Genomic DNA, 6063 nt, shown 5'->3' on the forward strand with positions numbered 1-6063 from the left:
GAGCGGCCGAAGCAGGCATTGGGCGGGCTGACACCGAGCGCCTATGCCAGGCAACTGGCATCGGCTACCATCCAACCCGGACTCTAGATCGAACCGCTACTGAAGGTGGGGGGATGTCGGCGCCAAGCCAAAGTCCGATTCTCTTCAAGTGCGACGAACCCTTTGCCATTGAGCGCTAACGCCTGAGTTAAGCCGCGCCGCGAAGCGGCGTCGGCTTGAATGAATTGTTAGGCGTCTCCGCCTGCTGTTGTGGACACATACGAGTCTCTCGTCTCATAGATTTTACAAGCAAGGCCAGACGACTGGGCCCATTTGACAAGAGCTGCAAGAAGGTCTTGTTGTAAGTGACTCTCCAACCCTACGTCGTAGAGCCACACCCCGATGAATCCGTCGGGCGTGTCCTCGCATGGGACCTCGTAGCGTCTACCAGCCTTTGCCACGACAAGGCGATGGCAATACATGTGCACGTTCTTTCGAAATTGGATTTCCCATCCGTTGCGAGATTGCATGCTTGAGACGCCTAACGCCTGAATTAAGCCGCGCCGCGAAGCGGCGTCGGCTTGAATGAATTGTTAGGTCTCGCTGCGATGATAGCGAGACTCAATGAGCGCCAACATTAGCGGAGCACCGAAGATTAAAGCAATGAAAAATAGATAGAGAGTTGCGAAGCTAGGATTGCCAAGTGTTGCTGGGAGAGAAACGGCAATGAGTCCCCATGGCTTGCGTTGAGTTAAGCGCCAAGCGCCAAATGCAACAGCAGCGAAGATCAGGGTGGTTGCGGCGATCTTGATTGGTGAAATGGACAAGCCGTCTGATTTGGCGACGATTGGGCTCAAAAACGGATATGAAATTGCCAGTAGCGTAGCAAAGCCGACGAGGAGCCAGGCGCACCCGTCGGAGAGGTAGAATAATGCTTTTGTCAGTCGCATAAGAACTTTGTGCGAGACCTAACACCTGAGTTAAGCCGCGCCGCGAAGCGGCGTCGGCTTGGACGAATTGTTAGCTGCTGCGCCGGGCTTCTTGCTCAGCAGCCAGTGATGCCAGGCCCCGACTTAGAGCCTCATGTAGGAGGCGAACCCGGCCGCCAAGCTTGGAGCGATCGCTGGATTTGTGCAGCTCAGCCAAGCCGGCCTCCCGAACTAGTGCCGCAAATACCGCGATGTCTTGCGGCAACAGCACCGGGTTGTGCAGCAGTTCCTCATGGCATTCATAGCAGAGCACGGCGGTTTCACCCTCGTGACCCCAAGGGCAGGAGGCAAAAACGCCTTCCGTAACTGTACCGCGCCGATTGGAAGAGCGGCCAAAGAAGCGTTCTGCGACGAAGTGGTGCTTGGTAGCGTGGCTCCGCCCCTCGACCGTTGGCTGAGCGTATGTCCCAGCGGTTCGATGGAGGATGCAGTCGCAGATTGCACAATGCTCGTTCATGTCCTGTCCTAAGCAGCTAACGCCTGAGTTAAGCCGGCCCGCCCGAGCGGAACCGGTTGGCGCCGAGGCCGCGAAGCGGGCTCGGCTTGAACGAATTGTTAGATGGCAGTTCCGGTCTTGACCAGCACGATTCCAACGATCAGCGAAAGCAGTGCAATTACGGGAATTGTAGTCTGGAAGCGATGGTTCAGTGTTTTGAACGGATGGCGCACCGAGACATAGAAGATTCCCCCAAGGAAAAGCCAAACAGAGAACAGAAGCCCTGTAATTGGCGTGCCCTTATTGAATCCCCAATACGCCGATGCAATTGCCAATAGGGTGGTAATGCACAGGACAAGGTTGACCCAGATGACACCGAGAGCTTTTAGGCTTTCGTTTTTCTGTCTGGCGACGAAAATGTTCAATGCCATCTAACACCTGAGTTAAGCCGCGCCGCGAAGCGGCGTCGGCTTGGACGAATTGTTAGGCCCTAGACCGACGGACCCCAAGCACCTGCTCAGCAAGCGTAGCGTACCTGCCAGTCCAGTCACGGGACGCCGCGCCGCTCTCGATGGCCGACAGCAACTCTTGGCCGAGCCGCTCCGCACCAATCTGCTGCGCTAGGACGAGCTGGCCTTGGTGGAACTCCGCCTGCATTTCCGCAACTTTGCCGGACGAATGGCCACACCATTCAACCCCCTTGTCGTTGTAGCTTGCGGCGCTGCCCAGCAGATCGACGAGCTGCTGTTCGATGGAGGCGGTGTTGCAGGACATAGGGCCTAACACCGGAATTAAGCCGCGCCGCGAAGCGGTGTCGGCTTGAATGAATTGTTAGGTTGCTCCAGTGGAGATTCTTGGGGACAAGATGATGCGATAGTTAATTAACTCATCACCGCATTTTCCAATCGCCACCACGTTGGTGCCGCCAATCTTCCAGTGAGCTGCTTGCCAAGCGTCTTCTCGTCTTTCTGATGATGATGGGTCCCCCAGCTGCTTGGACAGTGTTTCAATTGCGTTGATGCATGCCCAGGACGTCTCAAGGATGATGTGAAGCTGCTGAATCCTGTCGCCGGAGTACTCATATTCGACTCCTGTCACGGGCGCTTGCAGACTCTCTTTATAAATGAACGCCTTGTTGCCAACAATGACCGGGTTGTACTGAGCCACTAGCTCGCTAGCATTCTTCTTGAGCGAGAAGCCGAATACAACTGGGGAGTCATCGGCAAGGCAAGGCGAAGAGAGAGATGCGCTCGCCAGGAAAAGTGCTCTGATTTTGGCGTACCAGGAAACTTTCATTGCAACCTAACGCCTGAATTAAGCCGCGCCGCGAAGCGGCGTCGGCTTGAATGAATTGTTAGCGCCCAACCGGGACGCCCACCTCTTGCCACTGATAGTACGGCTTGGTGGCGATGCCAAGCAGGTCTCGGTCTTCCGGGGTATCGCCGTACGCATATACTGTGGAGTATGCACTCAGATCGTGGCCCTCACGAACCCGGCGTGCTTTCTCCGCAAGTACACATTGTTGCCCAAGGTAACGACCTGTCAAAACGCCCTGGCTGTGCTGCAGGGAAGAGCAAATGAGCTCCAGTCCATGCTCGTTGCACCAAGGAGATAGATAAGCGTCAAGGCCGCCCGAGACGACAACGACCTTGTGGCCTTGAGCCTTGTGCCAAGCAATGCGTTCCATTGCCTCGGGGCGCAAAGCATTTGGCAAATAGTTCCGGGCAAAGGCTTGGCCAGCCGACTCAATTGTTGCGAGAGGTACGCCGCTATAAGCGAAGCGAACAATAACTCGACGTATCAGGACGCCAGACACGAGCCCAAGCTTGTAACCGAGAACGAGGGGCGCAAGCACGAGGTTCCCGAGAAGCAAGCGGCGACGGCTAACCGACTGACGAACGAAGTCCGGCATGGTTTCGTGGGTAGTGATTGTGCCGTCGAAATCAAAGAGTGCGAGAGACATTGTTTTGGGCGCTAACACCTGAGTTAAGCCGCGCCGCGAAGCGGCGTCGGCTTGGACGAATTGTTAGCTGCTGCGCCGGGCTTCTTGCTCAGCAGCCAGTGATGCCAGGCCCCGACTTAGAGCCTCATGTAGGAGGCGAACCCGGCCGCCAAGCTTGGAGCGATCGCTGGATTTGTGCAGCTCAGCCAAGCCGGCCTCCCGAACTAGTGCCGCAAATACCGCGATGTCTTGCGGCAACAGCACTGGGTTGTGCAGCAACTCCTCGTGGCATTCATAGCAGAAAACGGCGGTTTCGCCCTCGTGACCCCAAGGGCAAGAGGTAAAGACGCCTTCTGTAACGGTGCCTCGCCGATTGGACGAGCGGCCAAAGAACCGTTCCGCGACGAAGTGGTGCTTAGTAGCGTGGCTCCGCCCCTCAACTGTTGGCCGCGCGTAGGTCCCAGCGGTCCGGTGGAGGATGCAGTCGCAGATTGCACAACGCTCGCCCATATCTGTCCTAAGCAGCTAACACCTGAGTTAAGCCGCGCCGCGAAGCGGCGTCGGCTTGGACGAATTGTTAGGCCTCTGAATCACCGCCATTGCGGGCGTCATGAGTGGCGTCCTGGTGAAGCCAGCGAAAGATGTCAAAGGCGCCGAGGGCTACAGCTACTAGCGCCCCCACCCAGACGATCAAATCCTGGCCTGTCACGGCTGCCGCTATTTTTCCAGCGATAACGATGCCGATTGCTGCCATAAACAACGGTCGGAACGGCGGAGGTGTTGGCTTTCGCATGATTTTCCGTTCACTTGCAGTGAGGCCTAACGCCTGAGTTAAGCCGCGCCGCGAAGCGGCGTCGGCTTGAATGAATTGTTAGGCACGGCCCCGCCAAATGCGGAGAGCATGCCCTGTGTAATAGAAGGCGAGCGTCATGAAGGCTGTGCACAACATTAAATACAACGCAAAAGTGGCCCAGAAGCCGAAGGGATCGGTTACGAGGTTGAACGTAACATCAGGCGCATGACGCTTTCCGAGCAGAATTTTTCCAGATATGACGGCGCGCGTAGCCAAGAGGAGGGGAACGGCGGCCAAGCCATAGAAGAATGGAATCCCTAGGGCAGCCCGGAATCTCGATACGCGTCTGAAAGGTGGCACGAACTTTACGAGCGATGCCGCCAGTAGCGCCGCTGCGCCTAGAAGAAGAAACCCGAGAGCCGTATGCATGCTTTGTGCCGTGCCTAACACCTGAGTTAAGCCGCGCCGCGAAGCGGCGTCGGCTTGGACGAATTGTTAGGGCTCAGCGAACAGATGCCACGCATTCTCAAAGCCCTGTTCCTGGAGTACACGCCAATTGAAACCTGGGAACTTCGGATCCAGGAACCAGTGAGTGAACCGCTCTGGCTCGTTCGCTAGCGTGCTGCCCGGGACGATGAAGTACTGAACGGCTTCACCCGGCAGATTGAGAACAACAAAGACATAGACGTGAGCTGGGTGAATCTTACCGTGCGCGATTGGAAAGACGTTCTTCTTCCGGATCGCCTTCACTTGGATCGTGAAGTTGCGACCTGTTTCAGGATTGTGAGCGAGGAGGTCAATGGCCTTCGCGTTGCCGAAAGTGATTGACGTTTGGATCCCGCGCTTCAGGAGCTCGGCTGCGACGAAAAGTTCGCCAGCCAAACCGGTGATTTGGCCGTCGGCACGCTTGGGTTTCGGAGCGTTCGGATCTTTCATCTGAGCCCTAACGCCTGAGTTAAGCCGGCCCGCCCGAGCGGAACCGGTTGGCGCCGAGGCCGCGAAGCGGGCTCGGCTTGAACGAATTGTTAGATGGCAGTTCCGGTCTTGACCAGCACGATTCCAACGATCAGCGAAAGCAGTGCAATTACGGGAATTGTAGTCTGGAAGCGATGGTTCAGTGTTTTGAACGGATGGCGCACCGAGACATAGAAGATTCCCCCAAGGAAAAGCCAAACAGAGAACAGAAGCCCTGTAATTGGCGTGCCCTTATTGAATCCCCAATACGCCGATGCAATTGCCAATAGGGTGGCAATGCACAGGACAAGGTTGACCCAGATGACACCGAGAGCTTTTAGGCTTTCGTTTTTCTGTCTGGCGACGAAAATGTTCAATGCCATCTAACACCTGAGTTAAGCCGGCCCGCCCAAGGCGAACCGATTTTGCTTGGAGCCATGAAGCGGGATCGGCTTGAACGAATTGTTAGACCCAGTGCGTGAAAACATAAACATACGCGTAAAGCAGTGTGATATAGATGACCACAAACGCTCCAACCATGGCCTTGTAGTAGATGCTTGGTTGATACGCATGAGCGTCATGTCTGGTCGCCAAGCGATAGTCACGCAGTAGCAATATGCGCCAAATCTGCTTTGTGACGTATACCGCAAGAGCTGTTGTGACGATGAGGCCAACTAGCAGCGCTGCATTGCTGCCTGTCGATCGCCATATGGCTAATCCCGCGTAGAGGACTGCAAAGAAGGTTGTGGCCATGCCCCACGAAGGAAGCAATCGCTCATGGGTGTGGCGGTCAATGAATTTTCTTTGCTCGGATAGCATTGTTGCTGGCCACTGGGTCTAACACCTGAATTAAGCCGCGCCGCGAAGCGGCGTCGGCTTGAATGAATTGTTAGGCACGGCCCCGCCAAATGCGGAGAGCATGCCCTGTGTAATAGAAGGCGAGCGTCATGAAGGCTGTGCACAACATTAA

At 55.9% G+C, this 6063-nt stretch carries 8 protein-coding genes; all 8 read right to left on the minus strand.

Going from position 1 to position 6063, the window contains the following annotated elements; genetic code table 11:
- Positions 1-572 precede the first annotated feature (572 nt).
- Positions 573-929: a hypothetical protein gene (locus tag ML342_RS11355; RefSeq protein WP_240127144.1), complete on the minus strand. Its 357-nt coding sequence runs from the start codon at positions 927-929 to the stop codon at positions 573-575.
- Positions 930-999: 70 nt separating this feature from the next.
- The gene (locus tag ML342_RS11360) at positions 1000-1425 is read right to left on the minus strand and encodes a hypothetical protein (protein WP_240127145.1); all 426 of its coding nucleotides are present in this window, start codon (positions 1423-1425) and stop codon (positions 1000-1002) included.
- A 98-nt stretch (positions 1426-1523) separates the two neighbouring features.
- The gene (locus ML342_RS11365) at positions 1524-1835 is read right to left on the minus strand and encodes a hypothetical protein (RefSeq protein WP_240127146.1); all 312 of its coding nucleotides are present in this window, start codon (positions 1833-1835) and stop codon (positions 1524-1526) included.
- Positions 1836-1887: 52 nt separating this feature from the next.
- Positions 1888-2178 (minus strand): hypothetical protein, encoded by a 291-nt coding sequence (locus ML342_RS11370; protein ID WP_240127103.1) that lies wholly within the window; start codon positions 2176-2178, stop codon positions 1888-1890.
- A gap of 57 nt (positions 2179-2235) precedes the next feature.
- Complete coding sequence (locus tag ML342_RS11375) at positions 2236-2700, minus strand: hypothetical protein (protein WP_240127147.1); 465 nt, start codon at positions 2698-2700, stop codon at positions 2236-2238.
- Between the two features lie 58 nt (positions 2701-2758).
- The gene (locus ML342_RS11380) at positions 2759-3367 is read right to left on the minus strand and encodes an HAD family hydrolase (protein ID WP_240127148.1); all 609 of its coding nucleotides are present in this window, start codon (positions 3365-3367) and stop codon (positions 2759-2761) included.
- 1267 nt (positions 3368-4634) lie between these two features.
- On the minus strand, positions 4635-5075 hold the full coding sequence (locus ML342_RS11385) for a PDDEXK-like family protein (RefSeq protein ID WP_240127149.1): 441 nt from the start codon (positions 5073-5075) through the stop codon (positions 4635-4637).
- Positions 5076-5164: 89 nt separating this feature from the next.
- The gene (locus tag ML342_RS11390) at positions 5165-5476 is read right to left on the minus strand and encodes a hypothetical protein (protein WP_240127150.1); all 312 of its coding nucleotides are present in this window, start codon (positions 5474-5476) and stop codon (positions 5165-5167) included.
- Between the last annotated feature and the right edge of the window lie 587 nt (positions 5477-6063).

Origin of the sequence: Thermomonas alba (assembly GCF_022419205.1) — a bacterium.
Taxonomy (GTDB): Bacteria; Pseudomonadota; Gammaproteobacteria; order Xanthomonadales; family Xanthomonadaceae; genus Thermomonas; species Thermomonas alba.